Consider the following 17,586-nt stretch of genomic DNA (forward strand, 5'->3'; position numbering starts at 1 on the left):
GGTCGAGGTCAGGGACTTCGGGCACGCCCGTGAGCCGATATACCCGCGTGGCCTGATCGGCGATGGCCAGCGTGCGGTCATCAACAAGGCGGTTCAGGTCCTGGCGGGATACCCCGAGCCGGCGGGCTTGTCCCGCGGTGACCATGCCCCACTGCTCGCTGGCCACCGGGCTGATCGCGGCCAGCGCAGTACGTCTCGACATGGAGCGATAGTGCCAATAGTGCGACGAACGCTCCGGAAAGCACCGGCCAGGCTGACGAATCCGTACCCAGACGAGTCGGAGGTGTGAGGCCGAGTGAGAGCTCGGCGGCCGAGCCTCGCCCGCTTCCCGCAGTCGACGATTGACCAATTGTCGGTCGGGGACCATTTGAGCGACGCCGCACGGTCGCCAGCGCCGGTGGCGACTGGGAGGTGGCACGCAGGGCGGCGAGTATGTTCGGACACCGCATTCGCGGCGGCGGAGTGCAGGCCGAACAACACCGGACGGAGCCTGGCCGCGCACTCTCGCTGAGACGCCGGACTCGAGGTCGACTGCCGATTCGTACCCCTCGACGAAGCCGCACCGCTCCTGCGGACCAACCTGCACCGGCCGGACGATGAGTGACGTCCTCGGTGCTGAAGCCCTTTTGGCCGGGAGTTTCGGCGACCGATGCGATGTCGTTGTCACTGGCTCTGATCCGGTCGTACGCCCGGTTCGCTCAACCGATTCGAAGTCGAAGTCGTCACGCGGGCCTCGGAGTTCGCCGTCGGGCTGAAGCAGTACGACGCGCCGCGAGGGGCACGTCGTGCTGCTTCCGGCCTCATCGCGGGGTCAGGTCACTTCCCGGCCGAGGAAGTGAAGAAACTCCCCCTGCCGATACCCGCTGCTGGATAGAAGTTTGTCCGCCTCGGTGAACAAGACGAACCGGCAGTTGACGACCAGGCCTGTGTCCCACGCGTCGTCGTCGCCGACCATGACGTGCTTCCACTCGTCGCGGGGCTCGTCGGTGACCAGGTGAAAGTAGACGCTGATGCAGGGCTTGCCGTTGGCGTACGTGCTGTCTTGCACTCCGACGACGCCGCGAAGCTCCAGACAGCCGGCGATGCCCGTCTCCTCGACTGCTTCCCGCATTGCGGCGGCGTCGGGGCGCTCATCCGGGTCGACTCCCCCGCCGGGCAGATGCACTGCCGCTTCGGGAACAGCGGGGTACTCGAACACGAGAAGCTCGGGACCGTACGCGGTCGCGCGGGTGATGTAGGACGAAGCTCGTACTCGGGTGGCGATCATGTCGGGATCAACGCTGAGCCGCGTGGTTGGGCATGTGCCAGCTTCGGTCCGAACAGCGATTGAGAGCCTTCGCCGAGCCGATTGCGGCTGGCGTGATTATCCGCGCTGTCGTAGCGTGACGAATTCGGAACCTTGCGTAGCTAGATCTCGCGAAAGGCCCGCTGACCATGGACATCGATCCCCGGTGGTGGGAGACCGCATCGTTCGAGGGCCAACCTGTCTCGAGCCTTCTCGCCGAGCGCGACATCTCCGCAGTTCTGCGGTTCCTGCGCACGCGAGGATTCTCACGAGCGCGGTTGGCGGCGATGACCGGTCTTTCCGAGACCCGCGTGCGGCAAATTGGGCAGGGGCGGCAGCGTGTGACCTCGTACGAGGTTCTGGAGCGCGTTGCGGACGGACTTGCGATCCCACGGCCGCACTTGGGGCTTGGAGCGCAGCCAGGGGGGATCCGCACGGCGAATGATCTGGCCGATCCGGAACTGCCCGATTCGTGGACGGATCTCCTGAGCGTCTTGTCGGCCAGGAGCAACGTCGTGGGTTGCGCTGATCTCCGGGGGCCCGTGCGAGGACAACTTCAGCTTATCGGCGCCGCTCGCGCTGTGGCACGTGGACCTCACCGGTCGCGCCTGATGGCCATCGAGGCGCATTGGATCGAGTTCTTCAGTTGGATCGAGGCGAACGGGCGTCGTCCCGCGCGATCCGATCCGTTGCTGGATCGGGCACACTCGCTCGCTGCCGAAGCCGGCAATCAGCACCTGGCGGCGTACGTCCTCATGAGGCAGAGCCAGCAGGCATTGGACAACGGCGATGCTGTCCGGGCGGCGGGACTGGCTGAGCGGGCCCGCGAGACCCGGCGGCTGCCGCCCCGGGCCTTGGCGCTTTGTCACGTTCGTGAGGCCGAGGCTTACGCGCTCGCCGACGACGCTGCCGCGAGCCGTGAGAGCATCGGCAATGCTCTACGCCTCTTGTCGCGTCCGCTGGACGCCGCCGACCGCCTGGGCGGACACTGCACGGTCGACTACGCGCGGGCGAGTGAAGCGCGCTGTCGTCAGATGCTCGGCGAGAGCCTCTCGGCGACGAGGGTCTACGAGGAGGTTCTTGCGGTCTGGCCCCAAGATGGGCGTCTCGACGAGGGGATGTGGCGAGCCGACCTGGCACAGGCGTACCTGGACGAGGGTGAAGCAGAGCTTGCGGGCACCGAGGTCTTGACTGCGATGCGGATCGCGGACGCGACCTCCTCGATGAGAGCGCTACGGGTGGTCGGTCAAATGCTTCCACGGCTCCGCCGGCATCGGGAGCTGACGGTGCTTCCCGAGCTAACTGACTCCTACCGGGCGGCCCTGGCGGCCTGCGACGATTAACCCATGACCCTGTTGCCCACTGCCACCAGCGACGACGAACGAAGGCGCAGCGCGAAGGTCGCGGTGCTACCGATCGGAAGCTTCGAACAACACGGCACCTATTTGCCGTTGGTGACCGATACCGTCGTCGCCTGCTCGATCGCCGAGCGCGTCGCAGCCACGTACGACTTGTTCCTGCTTCCCCCGGTGACGATCTCCTGCTCCCACGAGCACAGTGCCTGGCCAGGCACTGTGAGCATCAGCCACGCCACGCTTACCGCGATCATCGGCGACGTGATCGGCTCGCTACGGCAGTCTGGGATAGATCGGCTGGCCTTGGTGAACGGGCACGGGGGCAACTACGTGCTCAGCAACGTCGTACAAGAGGCCAACGTTGCGGGACCGACAATGACGTTGTTCCCGGCGCGGGAGGACTGGAACTCTGCCCGCCAGTCGGCCGGTCTCGCAAGCAACGGCCACGACGACATGCACGCCGGGGAGCTTGAAGCTTCAGTGCTGCGCCACGTCGCTCCCGAACTGTTGAGACCAGGGGTCGAGGAAAGCGATCACCACGCCTCAGGACGCAAGCTTCTCCTGGTCCACGGCATGGCTGCGTACACGGAGACCGGGGTGATCGGCACGCCGTCGAATGCGTCCGCGGACAAAGGCCGGATGGTGCTCGACAGCCTTGCGGCCGCCTTCAAGGAGCACCTCGACGCGCTGACAGCGTCCCAGTAGCGCGGTTAGTTGGTCCGGCGTCAGTCGGTACGCTGCGTGCATGGCGTCTTCTCATTCCGGCCTTCGTGTCCGGTTCGCTCCCTCTCCCACGGGGATGTTCCATGTGGGTAACGCGCGCTCGCTGCTCTACAACTGGGTGCTGGCGAAGCAGTCCGGCGGCACCTTGGTGCTGCGGATCGAGGACACCGACGCGGAGCGAAGCAAACCGGAGTGGGTGCGGGGCATCCTCGACGCGATGGCCTGGCTGGGCTGCGGGCCAGAAGAGTACGAAGGGCCGCTGTTCCAGTCGGCGTATGTCCAGCACCATCGCGACGCCATCGACAAGCTTCTCGCCGCGGGCCGGGCCTACTACTGCGACTGCACCCGTGAGCAGGTGATGGTTCGTACTGGCAGCGAGCACAAGGGATACGACGGCTTCTGTCGCGATCGCGGCCTCACTGCCGCGCCGGGCAGGGCAGTACGGTTCCGCACGCCGGATGAGGGACAGACGGTCGTCAAGGATCTGGTGCGCGGCGAGCCGACATTCGACAACGCCACGATCGAAGACTTCGTGATCGCCCGCGGGGATGGCTCGCCGGTGTTCCTGCTGGCCAATGTCGTCGACGACATGGTCATGGGCATCACCCACGTCATCCGGGCCGAGGAACACCTGCCGAACGCCCCGAAGCAGCAGCTCCTGTGGGTGGCGCTCGGTCACGAGCCGCCGGTGTGGGCGCACGCGCCGATCCTCGTGAACGAGAAACGGCAGAAGTTGTCCAAGCGCCGCGACCGAGTAGCGCTCGAGGATTTCCGTGCGGAGGGCTACCTAGCCGAGACGATGCGGAACTACCTGATGCTGCTCGGTTGGGCGCCATCCGGCAACCGCGAAATCCTTCCCTGGGAGGACATCGTCGCGGAGTTCCGGCTCAGCGACGTGAACCCGTCGCCGGCCTTCTTCGACGTGAAGAAGCTTCGCTCGTTCAACGGCGACTACATCCGGGCGATGAGCGTGGAGGAATTCGCCTCCGCCTGCCAGCCGTGGTTGCGCGGAGATTCCACGCCCTGGCAGGCCGACCACTACGACGAAGCCGTGTTCGCCTCCGTCGCACCGTTCGCGCAGACCCGGGTCGCCCTGCTCGGCGAGATCGTCTCGATGGTGGACTTCCTGTTCCTCCCCGAGCCACCGTCAGACGAGGCAGCTTGGAACAAGGCGATGGCCGGCGAGGCCTCGAGCCTGTTGGCCGACGTCCTGGCTGCCTTTCACACCGTGACCTGGAATGCCGAAGCGCTGAAGCAAACGGTCGAGGAGTTGGGAAAGGTGCGAGGGTTGAAGCTCGGCAAAGCGCAGGCGCCGGTGCGAGTGGCGATCACCGGTCGAACTGTCGGCCTTCCGCTCTTCGAGTCGCTCGAGGTCCTAGGCCGCGAGCGGACAACGAGCCGGATTCGGACTGCCCTCGCGAGGCTCGGCGGATGATCGCCACCTAATCGGGTGGCTCCAACTGCCCGAAGCCTGTCCCGAGTAGTCTGTCCGCCGCTCCAAAAACCGCGATGGCGACAGACTGGTAGCTCAAAGTGGCCGGTAGGACGGTACGCCGGAGTCTTGCGGTCAGGATCGTGCCGCGAGATCCGGCACCTACCCGGAGTTCGCCCTGTGAGCGACGATCGGGTGCCGTCACCAGAGTCGTGCCGCTCCAACGGACCGCCACCTGCCCGGTCTCAGTGGCCCTGCCGGACAGTGGCGCGCGGAGTAACAGTTCGTCCACGCCGTGGAAAGCTCGATCAACGTGCTCGCCCAGCGCTTGGGCAGGCAGGTCGGCTAGTCCGGCGCGAGCCAGCACTGCGGACACGTGCACGGCGACCCTTTGCGGTGGCGGCACGTGCTCCAGCGCTGAAGTGACTCGCCCGTTGAAGTCAGTGGGACGGAACCCGCCCGACGTCAGAATGCCGTCAACGGAAAAGCCTCCCCGATACGCGAGCTGCTGACGTAGCCCGCTGCCGAGATGTCGGGTCATCGCGATGAGCTCTGCCCGCTCCGGCTCATCCACAGGGCACGCCCCGAGCGGCAGGTAAGAGCCCGACGAGACCTGATGGACGACCAGCAGTTCCAGCGGAGTGAAGGCCACCGTAGAATCACTGCTAATCAGGCCATGTAGACGACAAGGCATTCCGGCGAGCCGCGGCATGATGCGTACCCGAAAATGCCCTTTCTGGCCAGGCCGAAAGCAGGTCGATACACCGTCTCCACCGGCCGTCGGCGTGGTTCCGCGGCGCTGCCACGACGACACCGTCAATGCCGCCATGGCGGCGTGATCGATCAACGTTCCCGGCTGGTCGAGAACAACCGACTCGGCCCGTTCTACTCCCATGGCGTCCCAGAGGGTGTCAACGACGCTCTTGTGCTCGGCGAGAGCCCAACTTGGGTGTTTGGCGCCAAGCTGGGCTCGTCTTCCAAGCACCTGGGGGTCGAGCGGATCGGTCACTATAAGAACTGCTTGTTCGGCAGGATCGAAGGTGCTGACCAGTCGGGTCAGGGGAGACGCCTTGGCCAGAGTCGCGAGCAGGGCATGCCGCGCGGCAAGCAATTGCGCAGCGCTGCGGCTTGGCATCGACGTAATCATGCCGGCCAGCGGAGCGCCGTCGAACGGCAGCACGAGCGAGTCGGCCGCACCGGATGCACTCAACAACTGCCGCCACTCAGGAACATCCACCTGCTGCGAGCAGAACACTACGGCCTTCTTTCCGGCGACACATTTCCTCAGTACGCCGGAGACAGTGGTGGTGAGGTCCTCAATCATCAGGCCACCTCCGCCGGCTGAGGGCGTCTCGACCACGGAAAATCAAGTTCGCGGGCGTCCGATGCAGCAGTTCGTATCGCTCAACGCCAAGGCATTGGCGAAGTCTGTCGGTGGTTCGGCTCGGGTGTTTGTCGTCGAACTCGACGATCACGATGCAGGGGAGGTGGCGGTTGACGTCGAGCGACGACCACACGTCTATTTCGTCGCCCTCGACGTCGATGCTGAGCAGGTCGATTCGCTCGATCTCCGCCTCGAGGACCAGGTCCTCGAGGGTACGGCAGTGGACGTTCTTCGTGGTGTAGCCGGCGCCGCGCTTGCCGAGTCCGGACCACGACGGCTTCACATCGAACATGCTGAACGTTCGTAGCCCGGGGCGGCTGGCGACCGCGCACGTCTGGACTCGGCATCGGCGTCGGGCGAGGCCAGCCTCATTACGTGGTTCAGGGTCGACGCATAGACCAGTCCAGCCGCGTTCCTCGAAGTACAGGCTGTTGCTGCCACGGATTCCGTCGCCTGCGCCGACATCGACGAAGACGCCGGTCCGCGGGACGCCGAGGTGCTCAGCCAGCCAGCGATCCTCGCCCCACTGGCCGAAGTACGGGGCAGGTTCCGTGTAGGGAAGCATGCAGATCAACCCCTCTCGGCGAGGATCGTCTGCTCGCGTTCCCACGGCAGCCAATCCGAATGCCAGCGACGTGTGCTCCCGTGCCATTGCGCGAGGTCCTCGATCGTCGTGGAAGCCGTACGCGTCACGAGACCAGCACGATTCGCTCGGTCGGTCCCGGTCCGCATGTGCGCGCGGAATGGATGTCCTTCCGGCAGCCACAGCGGCACGTCTCGCCACGGCTGAACGCCCGCACCGAGTACGGTTTCTTCAGGTAGCCAATGCAGACGAGGTTCCCTTCGAGTCGCCGCTACGACCAGGCGAATGAAGTTAGCGAACGAGGTGACCGGGCCCGCGACGTTGACCACGCCCGCCAGCCCGGACCGGAGCGCATCCGCGAGAAAAGCCGCGACGTCACGAACGTCGGCAAGCTGCACCGGCTGTTCCGGCTTGACCGGCACGAGAACGTCACGGCTGCTCAGGCACCGTTCAAACCAATACGCTGTACGTCCGGACGGGTCACCCGGACCTGTGACCACGCCGAGCCGGATGATCAGGCACTCGGCAGACAGCCGGGCAGCGATTCGTTCGCAATCAAGCTTGCCGCCTGCTGAACCGCATTGGTCGACAGGTACATCCTCGTTCGCGATCTCGCCAAGGTCGGTTGCCTGGTAGACGCCGCAGGTGGACAGCAGTACGTATCGGCGTGCGGAGACGGCCCCGGCCATGTCGGCAGCCGAATAGGCGCAGGTGTCGATGACCGCGTCCCACCCGGTCGCCAGAGCAACGCGCGCAGCGGGACTGGGATGTCGGCGATCGCCGACGATAGTTGCCGCATTGGCCGGCGTGGGGTGATGCCCTCGGTTGAACACGGTTACCTCGTGTCCACGCTCAAGACAGGCGGTTGCGATATGGCCGCCGATGAAGCCAGTCCCGCCGATCACCAGAACCCGCATTCCCATCAGTGGCCACCGGCGGTGTACCCCAGTACGAGAAGGCGCCGAGGTTTGGTCGTCTGGTTCGGGCCACTGGCGTGCACCAAGGCTGAATCCCAAGCAAGCACGGTTCCGGCTTCCCCGGTCAGGGTGACCGCCGCGAAGTCCGGAAGTGACTCGTCAGGCACGACAGGCCCCTGCTCGGCTGTGGGCACGTGCTCGATGATGGCGCGGTGGCTTCCCGGCCAGACCCGCAGTGCTCCGGCTTCGGCGGGGCAGTCGTCAAGGCAGAGCGCGACGGTCAGGACCCGGCTGAAGCCGCGTGACTCGAAGTAGGCCGCGTCCGAGTGCTTGCGAACCTCCTCGCCGAGAACCGGGAGGTTTGCCCAGGGTGCCTCGATGTCCAGCGCCGTCTTGTAGGTGACTTTGTCCTCCATCAGGGTCGCTCGGCTGCCGAGAAGCATGGTCGCAAGGTCGACGAGCAGCGGGCTGGACGCCATTTCGACGAACGTTTCCGCCAGATCGGCGACCGGCTTGATTTTGAAGACGTACGGTCGGCCGTCCGGCAATCGCCACCAGGTCAGTCGCGGGTGCGTCGCCCGCTCGGCGATCGTGGTCCCCACGACTCGTTCGAACGCGAATCGCGCCGCCTCCCGTAGGCCTGCCACTGTCGCTGGATCCAGAGCGCCCGGAAGGACGATGTAGCCGCCTTCCTCGAACCTTTCTTGGAGGCTGGTGTCAGTCCGCAAGGTACGCATCAAGAATTTCCCTTCACCGCGATCGGTACGAGGAAGTCGGCCGTGGGCTTGGCCCACGCCGCCGGCAAAGCGTCGGGTGGTAATCGGTGAGGGTGGGCCACCCATCCGGGGAAGTGCTGGTCCAAGGTGCGGGCGCGTGCCTCCGGGAGCCGTGTCCCGCTGTGGAAGAAGCTGAACCGGCCACCGGGGCGCAGCATCGGCGCGGCCACGCGCTCGACGAACCTCGTGAAGTCGGCGTCCGCGTGCCCTTCAGGCGGCCAGGTGTCGTACATGATCGCGTCGACGCTCGACGCGGGCAGTTCCAACGACTGCCACGGCTGCACGAGGACGGCGACCTCGCATCTCAACGCGGATCTGATCCGCGGGGCAACAAGGCGGACCACACCAGCGTGCGGCTCCACCGCCACGTAGGCGCCGGGCTGGTAGGGCGCGAGTTGCTCGGCGAACACGCCCAGTCCAAGGCCGACTTCGAGCACTCGTGCTGAGGCACGATCAGCGATGAGGTGGCGGGCGTGCTCGGCCATGAGGCCGCTCTCGGCGAAGAACATCACGTACGTGTCGCCCAGGCGCAGTCCCTGCGCGTCTATCGCGGCATGACGAGTCCGGAGGTCCTCAAGGTGACGAACGTGTACGTCATCCAGCGGTATGGCCCTCACTTTGGCAGCCGTCCTCGGAAGCGCGAGATGGGGTCGCCGGACAGGAAACGCCGGTGATAGTCGGTTGACGTGCCAACCAGCTCACGGACGATCGCCTCTCCCGCAGCGCCGGCAGGCGCGTCGCTCCGGATCAGGACGTAGGCCGGCTCATCCAGCTTGCCTCCGTTGCGCGCCGCGATGATGACCTCGGCGTAGACACCCAGTTCGGCGAAAAGCCGCCGGGCGAGATCGTCGGCCACTGCCGTGTAGATCTTGCCGACGTGATGCAGCGGGTTCTTGCCGGCGGGTGCCTCGCCGCTCGCCGGACGCAAAGGTTCGATGACGCCGTTGTAGCGGTTCCCGCGGCCCACCGCCCCGCAGTCGCCCTTGCCGAGCGACGTGCCGAAGGGAGTCAGATAGCCCCGACCCGGGGTGTCCTTCGTGTTGAGGTGCACGCGAACCCCGCTGATTTCCACGGGCAACTCTTCGATGAAGGCCTTCAGCTGTGTTCCGAGGTCATCCCGGATTCCGTCCAGTTGCTCCCGGTAGTCCGCCCAGCCGGTGACCCGGCCCGGATGGAACGGCACGGCAGCGGTCACGTCCAGTTCGTCGCCGGCTCGCACCACCATGACCTTCACGTCCGTGCCGGTGTCGTATCGGGCGCGAAACTCGCTGCTGGTCAACAGCGATTCCAACCACACCGCGGCATCCGCCGCTACGCCTGACGGTCCGCTGCCAGCGCACAAGACCGTGTCGTTAGCGACGGACTCGTCAGCCAGGATCCGGTGAACGGCCGCGACCGTACGGGGCCGGTAGAACTGCTCGTCATGGTCGACAGCAACACCGGCAGTGTTGTTGACGTGAACGCCTAAGTAATCGAGAACCGTCTCATCGCCGAGCGTCTCGACCAATACGGTGCGAAGCACCTCGTCGAACAGTTCCGCAATCGGCAGCTCGACGCCGTCGACCTGCGTGGTGATCTTGCCGAACAGGTAGCAGTCGATCGGCTTGCGGATCTGGTAGCCGCCGAACCAGACCTCAGCCGCGGCCCCGACCAGGTTGACCTTGTCGACCCAGTGGTTCGGCACCACGCCGAACCTGTTCTGGCAGAACAGGGCGAAACGCTGCGAGAAGGTGTCAGCGACGAGATCCGCGAGGCTGTCGGGGTGCCCGATTCCCTTGCGTTCCGCCACGTCGAACGCAGTCCGGTCTGGGTGAATCGCCCCGAGGCTCCATACGAGCTTCATGCTTTGGCCTCCTGTCCGGCTGGGGCGCTCGCGTGAGTGGGCGGATCAACTAGATACGCGAGGCACTGCGAGAGCACGAGCACCCGCCGGGCGGGACAGCCGTCGGCCAACTCCGCCGGCTGGAAGGTGCCGTCGTAGAGATTTCCGTAGCCGGTCGGCACCGATGCACAGCGGCGAACGTCGCCGGTCACGGTGACCTTGAACGAGGTCATCCCGGCGGTACAGCTCTCGCCGGGGAAGGCGAGCTTTCCGTCGAGATACGGCCGGTTGAAAACGTAATCACCCGAGTTGGCCAGGATCAGCTCGCGCTCCTCGTCGGTGTACCCCTCCGGATAGCGCCGGCCGTCGTACACGCCCTTGAAGACCTTCGCGCGTAACGGCTCCACGCCGAGCGCGTCCAGCGCGGCGAGGTCCTCGCGCAGCCGAGGGAGCAGCGGCGGGTACAGCACGTAGAGCGCAACCACGTCGAAGCCCGCTGAGCGGAGAATTCGAAACGATTCGGCGTATGTCTCGAGCGGCAGGACAAGCCGCTCTCTCTCCGGCACGTGCAGAGCCGCCACGATCTTCGCCACCCGCGTCGGGTCTGCATTTGCGGCGAACTCGGCCACGAGGTCGGGCGACGCCAGATTCGTGTTGATGCTGATCCAGTTACGGCGAGTCAACCCGGCGCACAGGTCCGCGAACCCGGGGAACAGGAATGGCTCCCCGCCGGACATGTGCACTAGGCACGTCCGGCCGAGCTCTTCGAAGCGCCGCACCACCAACTCGGGCGGCGGCTCGGTCAGGTGCTTCTTGTTCAGGACATACCGGATTTGCGGATGGCAGTACTCGCAGAAAAAGTTGCACCGATTGGTCAGATGCCAGTCGAACTCCCACTCCCACGGTGCGGGATCCGAGGTCATTGCTGATACGCGCACGGCTCCACCTCCAAGAGACGGCCACCGAGTCGATTACTTCGATGACGGCCGATCTTTACCTTCGCCGCTCGACCAGGACGTTGGTCAGCTCATGGCGGGGGTTCACCGTGATCCCTAGCTTCGTGTTCCCTTGCTTCGCGACACCGGGGATCGACTTATGTAAGCGGTCTTGTCACTGGACGGCGTCAGGGGCTTCAATGTCGAGGCGCACCTTCGGTCGCCCGCGATGTCGGGTAGAGCCGGGGCGACCCGGCTTTCACCACCGTCCCCCGGAACGCCACGCGCCGGGCACCTCGTGCGCGAGATGCCCGGCGACGCTGCCGCGGGAGGCGCACCCCGCGGTACCGGTGCACGAACAGTCGCGTGACCTCTCACGGAGGTCAAGTCGACGGCGGAAGACGTTTTCCCAGCTCAAGAGACATCGCGAACGCTCTGGATATGCTCGGCGAGCGGGTAACACCCGAGATCAGCGCTGGGCACCCGAAGTCACCGCTGGGCACGCTGGCCGCATGTGCGCGAAATTTGCTCCGCATGTCCTCCGACCAGCGACGGAGCCGCTGCCGGCGTACCCAGTGGCACCGATTGGCACCCGACGGGACGCCCGGGCACTCGTGGATATCCCCAGGTCGGTACGATATGGGCCGTAGGCCCTCGTAGCTCAGGGGATAGAGCATCGGTTTCCTAAACCGTGTGTCGTAGGTTCGATTCCTACCGGGGGCACCTTCACCACCAGCGGAAACAGTCGCTGAGCAGCACAAACAGAGTTTGATCGATGACCTGCGGCCGGTCACCGTGTGCAACTATGTGCCACTGAAAGCGGCCGTTTGTCGCCAGTCCTGCAAAATACGTGCAATGGATCTTGGCTCTGTTTCCGCAGGTCATGCCATGCAAAGAGGGCCGCAGCGCAACGGCTACGACCCTCATGACCTTACCGGCTGCTTCACCCGTCCAGGGCGTCATCGATCCGGGCGTTCATCCGGCTCCGGTCGCCGTCGAGGCACTTGGCGTAGACCTTGAGCAGGACATCGACCGAGTGGCCGGCACGCTCGGCGACATCGGTCGCGGGGACCCCGGCATTGAGCCAGAGGGACACACCGGCGTGGCGCAGGTCGTAGGGCCGACCAGCAAGGGGCGAGGCGAGCCGATCGGGCGGCAGAGCGATAGCGCGTGCTGCCTCCCAGACCCGCGAGTAGGTCGATGCGCCCACGACATTGCCGCGCGGGCTGCGGAACAGCCGGCCTTGGTCGTCGACGCCGAAGCGGTCGAGATGCTCGCGCAGGATGGCGACCAGCTCGGGAGGGATCGGCACGTCGCGGGCTTCCTGCTGACCGCGATGCTTGAGACCACGATCGTCATGGACGTCGCCGCTGTCGGTGTAGCGCTTGCCCGCCGAAGGGCGGGACCGTTCCACCGTGATGAGCCCCCAGCCCGACTCGGGGAGCTTGCAATTGACTTCGCGCAGATCGACTGCCTCGCCGGGGCGGAGACTGGCGAAGTAGAGGCAGGCGAAGAAGGCCCGCAGCCGCTCACCGCGTCGGCTCTGTTTGCCCCGTGCGCCGACGTAGGTGACGGCCACGAGCAGCTCCCGCGCTTGGCGTGGATTGACCACAACGCGGCGGTCAACCTCTGCGGTGACCTTGTGCCGCACCGACCGTACGCGGAGCTTGTCGACCGGGTTGTAGTCGAGGAGTTCCAGCTCGACCGCGTATTGCAGGACGTTGTAGAAGACCGCACGTTTGCGTCTGGCTGTCGTGGCGGCAGCGGGTCGGCCGTCCAGCTGCGCGGCGAGGGCGTCGAGAGCGGGCCGGATGACGACGGGATCGTTCAGCTCGGACAGCGGAAGCGACGCTGTCTGCAACCAGCGCAGCGCTGCCGCGATGTCGGCCGGTCGTTCGACCTGCTGGGACTCGGGAAGGAGTTCGTGCCGTCGCAACGCTCGGCGCAGCAACGTCGGATCAGGCCGCCCGGCAACGTCGCGGACGAGAACAGGGGTCACGGTGGCGAGTGACTCGGTCAGGCTGTCGCGGGACTTGGCCGCAGCGTGCGGCCACTTCATGTCCAGGTAGCGCCGGACGAACGACAGCCAGCTGACACCCTCAGGGGTTGGCACGAGCGAGTCAGGCAGACCAGTGTCCGTGTCGAACGCCTCGCCGCGGTTGATGGCCTGCATCAGATCCGACCGGAAGTTGTCGGCCAGGGCGCGCGTCGAGAACGTCCGTGAGCGGGGGTCGTTCTCGACGACCCATCGCACCGTGTACGACTTCTTCCGCCGGGCAAGGGTGTTGATCTGGATGGCCCGGACCCGAACGTTGCGGGACTTCATGCTGCCGCCTCGCGGTGACGGTCGATCCATTCCTGCAGATCTCGCCGGTAGACGCGTAGTTCGCCGTTGGGCAGTCGCACGCAGGTCGGGGCGATTCCCAGCTCGCGCCAGCGGTAGAACGTCCGTCGCGAAACGTTGTGCAGGACGTCAAGCACCTCCCGCACCGTCAGTAGGTCGTTGTCCACCGTCAAATACCTTTCTCCGATCTGAGTCATGCGGCGACCGGCTGAGCGCCGGTGATGAAGCTTCCGAGTTCGTGGGCGATCTCTTCGTGTCCGGCCTGTTGTCGGGCGCGGGCCAGTGCGGCGGCGGTGTTGGCGAGCAGGGCGTCACCGTGGTTGTGCCAGCCGACTCCGGCGAAAGTGAGGGTGCCGACGAGCAGCGTCGTCTCCGGCTCAAGGTGCTCGGCGGCGGTGACCGCGTGAGGGTGAGGGTCTGCCAACGCCTGAGGCTCGTGACGGCGGTAGGCGATACGCGCGGCGCGGAGTTCACCGAAGGTGGTGGAGTAGCGGCGAGCCTTGGTGAGGAAGTGGCCGCCGAAGCCGAGCATGTGGGCCCACCGGCGGAGCCGGGCATACGGGTTGGGATTGCTCGTGCTGGCCGGTTCAGTGTCAAGGCTGGCTTGACGTTCCGCGACGCAGACGGGGCAGGCGGCATAGCGGGTGCGGGTGCGGCAGTCCTGACACGTCCAAGGAGTGTCGAAGGGGGTGAGCCGGTCCCCGGGAATGGGGTAGGCGTTGGGCCTGCCGGTCAGTAAAGCCGGTATGTGAGTGGCGCGGCCAAGGTGCCAACAGGCGTCGATGAGGCGGGCGACATGTTCCCCGGCAGGGTCGGCGTACTGGTCGACGTTGTCCGGTGTGATGCGGGTGGAGGTGTGCCCGGTTGCCTCGGTGCTCTTGGTGGCGTACTTGGCAAGGTAGCCCGCGACCATGCCGTCTGTGACGTTGCCGTCTCCTGTGAGAGAGATGGGACGGATGTCTGCGTGCCGGTCTTTGCCTTCGTCTCCCCAGGCGATTGGCCAGCCGTCGGGCCGGTCGGGATGTGGTGGCGTGGTGAAGGCGATGTCGTGGGCGGCCTGGGCAATGGCGTCGACGAGGTCGTCGAGGCCGATCCCGGCCGGTGGCGCGACGATGTCGGCTGGGTCGTGGGGGTTGACGCCGTCAAGACGGATCAGGGCGTGGAAGTGGACCGCTCCTCGGCGTTGCATCTCGGCGACCTTGCCGGGCGAGAGCCTGAGCGGGGCCTTGTAGGTGACCTTTCCGTTGGCCGACACGACGGGATGGAAGGGGATACCCCGCCGTCGGCACAGCTTCCTCAAGGACCGTTCGGCGGCTTGTTTGGTGCGGTGCCACAGCTCAGGGGCGAACAGGTTGAACACGGCCTGGTGGTCGTGGTCGTAGCAGTCGAGACACAGCGGTTGCCCGAGGATCGGATCGCCGTGCTCGTGACGGGCCCAGCAGACCGCCGGCTGTCCGTGCGTGCAGGTGCCGGTGTCACGGCGAGCGTGGCAGGGTTCGGCGCGGCAGTCGCAGCGGCGCCGGTCGGCGCAGGTGTGCCTGCGGACGATGCGATTGTGGACAGTGCCGAACGAGGGCGCGGTGAAGGTGACGAACACGGCCGGATGCGCTGCCACGGTCGCTGGGACGCCTTTGCCGCCGACGAGTCCGGCGCGTAGCAGCTGGTAGGCGTCGCGCTGGTAGGTCTGCGCGCAAGACGGGCAGACAGTGGCGCGACGGTTCCCGCAGGCCTTGTAGACCGCAGCGTCGGGCAGCGCGTCGGTGTGCCGGTCGTTCAGGAGCCGTCCGGTCATGGCCTCGACCGTGGACAGGGACCCGGACAGGCGGATCGGGCGGGTACATCCCGCTGCGGCTTTGACGTGTTCGAGCCAGGCGAAGTAGTCCGGTCGTGCGGCACGGGCAAGGGCTTGCCCGGCGGCGGTGTAGGACGGGTCGGGCTGCGCCCAGGCGGAGGTGATGGTTTCGGTGTTCGATCCCGCACCCCGGGCAGACTGCTCCCGGGATGCGAGGTCCAGCGTCGAACTCATCAGGCAGCAATTCCGGTGGTGGTCGGATGCTGCGGGCCGTGATGGCCGGTGAAGGTCGCGGTGACCGAGTGCTCGATGACGGTGACCCGGCAGGCCGGGCACTGCCGTGCAGCCGGTTCATGACGGCCGCACGCGATGGTCGCGGTGGTATTGCCGGACCGGATGGTGACCGGCTTGCGGCAGGGGCCTCCGTCGACGATGACGACGATGCGGCGCCAGGTGTCGTAGGGGTGCGGTTCCGGGTCGGCGGGACAGGTGTGGGTGCGGTGAAGGACGTCGACGTGGACGAAGGTCATCGGACACCGCCGAGGACGGGCGTGTTCCCGTTGATCGGGGCCTGGTGGCCGGGTTTGACCGTGGCGAGGAGTTGTCCGGCGATGGCCGGGGTGACGCTCATCCGAGCGGCGAGCTCGTCGACGGTGATGGGTTGCCCGGTGGTCTGTTCGTGCTGAACGACAGAGAACCGAGCGACCGAGATGAGATGAGCGGGGGGCTCCGTCCGGGGCGCGGGGTCGAGGGCGACCGGTGCCGCAACGGCCGGCGTTTCGTCGGTGATGACGGCCGTTTCGTCGGTGGTGACGGCGGGAGACGCCGGGGGGTGGGCAGGGGCCAGGACGAGTTTGACCAGGGCCATGAATGCCAGAGCGGGCACGGCAGAGAGCAGCCATCCGGACGGGCCGGGTTTGGCGACCGCGAGTTGCGCGGACAGGGAGAGGCCTGCGGCGGCGATGAGCAGGGCGAGGGGATAGCCGATCGGGCCGTTATTGCGACGGCGTCGCCGGATGGTGAGCAGAGCGGCGACGGGCACGAGTTCGGAGATGACGGCGTTGGCCCAGCCGAACCAGCCGGGTGTGCCGTCAGGGGTGTTGTCCATCGTCCAGTCGTGAACGTGGGTGAACGATGCGGCACCGGCCGCGACGGCGACCAGAAGCAGGATGGCGACGAGGACCAGGCCCTCGACCTTCTCCGTCCGGGCCTTGATGGTGCTCATCGGATGCCTCCGTTGTTGGTCAGCGGGATGACGCTGGTGATGCCGAGGCAGTTCGGGCACCAGACGGCGGCCAAGCCGAGCGAGAGCATCGCGTTGATGCGCTCGTCGAGGGGCATGAAGTCGGCCGGGAACAGGCCGTAGTCACCGCAGACGTCGCACCAGTCATCGGTGGGGCACATGCGGAAGACAGGTCCCAGGTCGGGGTGAACACCCATCGGGGTGAAGCCGTCGATGCACCAGGGGCAGGCGGCGGCGGTTTCCTGGTCGTGAGGCACAGGTGTGGTCATCGGGTTCCGCCTCCGGGTTCGCAGATCAGGCATGCGCCGGTCGAACGAGGGATGTAGTAGGGCCGGGTGATGCCGCAGTGGTGGCAGGTGCGCCGGGCGAGCAGCATCTTGGCGATCACGGCGCGCTGCGCCGGGGTGGCGACACGTTTGGGTGCGGCGAGGTCGCGGCGGTAGAGGTAGGCGACGCGGCGCTGTTGGCGATGCCGCCAAAGGATTTGTGCGACGACGGGTTGCCCGCCGGGTCGTAGACCGGCGGCGCGGAGCTGGCGTCGGGTGGCCAGGTTGTCGGGGGCGTAGTGGTAGGGGAAGGTCGGGAAGCCGTAGCGGGTCCCGAGCGGGTCGTAGAAATCAACCCGGATGCCGGTGCGTTGTCCGAGCGATTCCAAGGCGGGAGTACGCAGCTCAGTCATGGCCGGTCTCCCCAGCGCTGCTGGGCGGCCTGGCGGGAGATACCGAGCCGGTCGCCGATCTCGGCCCAGGAGTAGCCATGAGCACGCAGGCCGATGACCGCCTCGCCGATGGCGCCGTCAAGCAGAGCGGACAGCGCAACCATGTCGGTGAGGGCTTCGACGTCGCCGGTGGCGACACGTCGGGCGTAGGCGCGGATGATGCGACGGGCGAACGCGGCATATTCGTCGTTCTCGACGACGTCGCGGCGGCGGGGCCGCGGAGGCCGGCTGTTGCCGGACGGCTGGATTGTCAAGGTGTGATTGACGTCGGTCAGGC

The 17,586-nt window shown here is 66.4% G+C and carries 19 protein-coding genes and 1 tRNA gene; 4 read left to right on the top strand and 16 right to left on the bottom strand.

Annotation, left to right across the window (positions count from 1 at the left end):
• Positions 1–811: 811 nt before the first annotated feature.
• Positions 812–1,267, bottom strand: a complete 456-nt coding sequence (locus ACQP2Y_RS03620; RefSeq protein ID WP_433724566.1) for an NUDIX domain-containing protein — start codon at positions 1,265–1,267, stop codon at positions 812–814.
• A gap of 167 nt (positions 1,268–1,434) precedes the next feature.
• Here ACQP2Y_RS03620 and ACQP2Y_RS03625 point away from each other — a divergent pair, with 167 nt between their 5' ends.
• The 3 genes from ACQP2Y_RS03625 to gltX are packed head-to-tail and all read left to right on the top strand — an operon-like array spanning position 1,435 to position 4,798.
• Positions 1,435–2,628, top strand: a complete 1,194-nt coding sequence (locus ACQP2Y_RS03625; protein WP_433724568.1) for a helix-turn-helix domain-containing protein — start codon at positions 1,435–1,437, stop codon at positions 2,626–2,628.
• Positions 2,629–2,631: 3 nt separating this feature from the next.
• Positions 2,632–3,345: a creatininase family protein gene (locus ACQP2Y_RS03630; RefSeq protein WP_433724571.1), complete on the top strand. Its 714-nt coding sequence runs from the start codon at positions 2,632–2,634 to the stop codon at positions 3,343–3,345.
• 40 nt (positions 3,346–3,385) lie between these two features.
• A complete protein-coding gene (gltX, locus tag ACQP2Y_RS03635) occupies positions 3,386–4,798 on the top strand; it encodes a glutamate--tRNA ligase (protein ID WP_433724573.1) in 1,413 nt (470 codons plus the stop codon).
• Between the two features lie 7 nt (positions 4,799–4,805).
• Here the strand turns inward: gltX and ACQP2Y_RS03640 are convergent, their stop codons facing one another.
• From ACQP2Y_RS03640 to ACQP2Y_RS03670, 7 genes are all read right to left on the bottom strand, one after another.
• Positions 4,806–6,119, bottom strand: coding sequence for a hypothetical protein (locus tag ACQP2Y_RS03640; protein ID WP_433724575.1), 1,314 nt, complete (start codon positions 6,117–6,119; stop codon positions 4,806–4,808).
• Positions 6,112–6,744, bottom strand: a complete 633-nt coding sequence (locus ACQP2Y_RS03645) for an FkbM family methyltransferase (RefSeq protein WP_433724577.1) — start codon at positions 6,742–6,744, stop codon at positions 6,112–6,114. Before ACQP2Y_RS03645 ends, ACQP2Y_RS03640 begins: the two co-directional genes overlap by 8 nt.
• A 5-nt stretch (positions 6,745–6,749) precedes the next feature.
• The gene (locus tag ACQP2Y_RS03650; RefSeq protein ID WP_433724579.1) at positions 6,750–7,679 is read right to left on the bottom strand and encodes an NAD-dependent epimerase/dehydratase family protein; all 930 of its coding nucleotides are present in this window, start codon (positions 7,677–7,679) and stop codon (positions 6,750–6,752) included.
• A 5-nt stretch (positions 7,680–7,684) separates the two neighbouring features.
• Entirely contained in the window at positions 7,685–8,416 is a 732-nt protein-coding gene (locus ACQP2Y_RS03655) for a phytanoyl-CoA dioxygenase family protein (RefSeq protein ID WP_433724581.1), read from the bottom strand.
• A complete protein-coding gene (locus tag ACQP2Y_RS03660; protein WP_433724583.1) occupies positions 8,416–8,964 on the bottom strand; it encodes a class I SAM-dependent methyltransferase in 549 nt (182 codons plus the stop codon). The genes ACQP2Y_RS03655 and ACQP2Y_RS03660 overlap by 1 nt, the downstream gene beginning before the upstream one ends.
• 104 nt (positions 8,965–9,068) lie before the next feature.
• The gene (locus ACQP2Y_RS03665; protein ID WP_433724585.1) at positions 9,069–10,298 is read right to left on the bottom strand and encodes a methionine adenosyltransferase; all 1,230 of its coding nucleotides are present in this window, start codon (positions 10,296–10,298) and stop codon (positions 9,069–9,071) included.
• The gene (locus tag ACQP2Y_RS03670) at positions 10,295–11,200 is read right to left on the bottom strand and encodes a radical SAM protein (RefSeq protein ID WP_433731727.1); all 906 of its coding nucleotides are present in this window, start codon (positions 11,198–11,200) and stop codon (positions 10,295–10,297) included. Before ACQP2Y_RS03670 ends, ACQP2Y_RS03665 begins: the two co-directional genes overlap by 4 nt.
• Before the next feature lie 662 nt (positions 11,201–11,862).
• Here ACQP2Y_RS03670 and ACQP2Y_RS03675 point away from each other — a divergent pair.
• A tRNA-Arg gene (locus ACQP2Y_RS03675) sits at positions 11,863–11,935 on the top strand.
• A 220-nt stretch (positions 11,936–12,155) separates the two neighbouring features.
• Here the strand turns inward: ACQP2Y_RS03675 and ACQP2Y_RS03680 are convergent.
• From ACQP2Y_RS03680 to ACQP2Y_RS03715, 8 genes are read right to left on the bottom strand one after another with little or no spacing between them, the layout of a single operon-like run.
• Entirely contained in the window at positions 12,156–13,538 is a 1,383-nt protein-coding gene (locus ACQP2Y_RS03680) for a tyrosine-type recombinase/integrase (protein WP_433724587.1), read from the bottom strand.
• Positions 13,535–13,723: a helix-turn-helix transcriptional regulator gene (locus ACQP2Y_RS03685; RefSeq protein WP_433724589.1), complete on the bottom strand. Its 189-nt coding sequence runs from the start codon at positions 13,721–13,723 to the stop codon at positions 13,535–13,537. The genes ACQP2Y_RS03680 and ACQP2Y_RS03685 overlap by 4 nt, the downstream gene beginning before the upstream one ends.
• Before the next feature lie 26 nt (positions 13,724–13,749).
• Positions 13,750–15,582 (bottom strand): replication initiator, encoded by a 1,833-nt coding sequence (locus ACQP2Y_RS03690; protein WP_433724591.1) that lies wholly within the window; start codon positions 15,580–15,582, stop codon positions 13,750–13,752.
• On the bottom strand, positions 15,582–15,878 hold the full coding sequence (locus tag ACQP2Y_RS03695; protein WP_433724593.1) for a hypothetical protein: 297 nt from the start codon (positions 15,876–15,878) through the stop codon (positions 15,582–15,584). The genes ACQP2Y_RS03690 and ACQP2Y_RS03695 overlap by 1 nt, the downstream gene beginning before the upstream one ends.
• On the bottom strand, positions 15,875–16,573 hold the full coding sequence (locus ACQP2Y_RS03700; protein WP_433724595.1) for a hypothetical protein: 699 nt from the start codon (positions 16,571–16,573) through the stop codon (positions 15,875–15,877). The genes ACQP2Y_RS03695 and ACQP2Y_RS03700 overlap by 4 nt, the downstream gene beginning before the upstream one ends.
• On the bottom strand, positions 16,570–16,860 hold the full coding sequence (locus ACQP2Y_RS03705; RefSeq protein ID WP_433724597.1) for a hypothetical protein: 291 nt from the start codon (positions 16,858–16,860) through the stop codon (positions 16,570–16,572). The genes ACQP2Y_RS03700 and ACQP2Y_RS03705 overlap by 4 nt, the downstream gene beginning before the upstream one ends.
• Positions 16,857–17,270: an RRQRL motif-containing zinc-binding protein gene (locus ACQP2Y_RS03710; protein ID WP_433724599.1), complete on the bottom strand. Its 414-nt coding sequence runs from the start codon at positions 17,268–17,270 to the stop codon at positions 16,857–16,859. Before ACQP2Y_RS03710 ends, ACQP2Y_RS03705 begins: the two co-directional genes overlap by 4 nt.
• Positions 17,267–17,584, bottom strand: a complete 318-nt coding sequence (locus tag ACQP2Y_RS03715; protein WP_433731729.1) for a hypothetical protein — start codon at positions 17,582–17,584, stop codon at positions 17,267–17,269. Before ACQP2Y_RS03715 ends, ACQP2Y_RS03710 begins: the two co-directional genes overlap by 4 nt.
• Positions 17,585–17,586: the final 2 nt, after the last annotated feature.

The organism is Actinoplanes sp. CA-051413 (assembly GCF_050955795.1).
Lineage (GTDB): Bacteria > Actinomycetota > Actinomycetes > Mycobacteriales > Micromonosporaceae > Actinoplanes.

Coding starts and splice junctions, on each gene's coding strand:
- ACQP2Y_RS03620 (WP_433724566.1), bottom strand. CDS start 1,267: ATGATCGCCACCCGAGTACGAGCTTCGTCCTACATCACCCGCGCGACC.
- ACQP2Y_RS03625 (WP_433724568.1), top strand. CDS start 1,435: ATGGACATCGATCCCCGGTGGTGGGAGACCGCATCGTTCGAGGGCCAA.
- ACQP2Y_RS03630 (WP_433724571.1), top strand. CDS start 2,632: ATGACCCTGTTGCCCACTGCCACCAGCGACGACGAACGAAGGCGCAGC.
- gltX (WP_433724573.1), top strand. CDS start 3,386: ATGGCGTCTTCTCATTCCGGCCTTCGTGTCCGGTTCGCTCCCTCTCCC.
- ACQP2Y_RS03640 (WP_433724575.1), bottom strand. CDS start 6,119: ATGATTGAGGACCTCACCACCACTGTCTCCGGCGTACTGAGGAAATGT.
- ACQP2Y_RS03645 (WP_433724577.1), bottom strand. CDS start 6,744: ATGCTTCCCTACACGGAACCTGCCCCGTACTTCGGCCAGTGGGGCGAG.
- ACQP2Y_RS03650 (WP_433724579.1), bottom strand. CDS start 7,679: ATGCGGGTTCTGGTGATCGGCGGGACTGGCTTCATCGGCGGCCATATC.
- ACQP2Y_RS03655 (WP_433724581.1), bottom strand. CDS start 8,416: ATGCGTACCTTGCGGACTGACACCAGCCTCCAAGAAAGGTTCGAGGAA.
- ACQP2Y_RS03660 (WP_433724583.1), bottom strand. CDS start 8,964: ATGTTCTTCGCCGAGAGCGGCCTCATGGCCGAGCACGCCCGCCACCTC.
- ACQP2Y_RS03665 (WP_433724585.1), bottom strand. CDS start 10,298: ATGAAGCTCGTATGGAGCCTCGGGGCGATTCACCCAGACCGGACTGCG.
- ACQP2Y_RS03670 (WP_433731727.1), bottom strand. CDS start 11,200: ATGACCTCGGATCCCGCACCGTGGGAGTGGGAGTTCGACTGGCATCTG.
- ACQP2Y_RS03680 (WP_433724587.1), bottom strand. CDS start 13,538: ATGAAGTCCCGCAACGTTCGGGTCCGGGCCATCCAGATCAACACCCTT.
- ACQP2Y_RS03690 (WP_433724591.1), bottom strand. CDS start 15,582: ATGAGTTCGACGCTGGACCTCGCATCCCGGGAGCAGTCTGCCCGGGGT.
- ACQP2Y_RS03695 (WP_433724593.1), bottom strand. CDS start 15,878: ATGACCTTCGTCCACGTCGACGTCCTTCACCGCACCCACACCTGTCCC.
- ACQP2Y_RS03700 (WP_433724595.1), bottom strand. CDS start 16,573: ATGAGCACCATCAAGGCCCGGACGGAGAAGGTCGAGGGCCTGGTCCTC.
- ACQP2Y_RS03705 (WP_433724597.1), bottom strand. CDS start 16,860: ATGACCACACCTGTGCCTCACGACCAGGAAACCGCCGCCGCCTGCCCC.
- ACQP2Y_RS03710 (WP_433724599.1), bottom strand. CDS start 17,270: ATGACTGAGCTGCGTACTCCCGCCTTGGAATCGCTCGGACAACGCACC.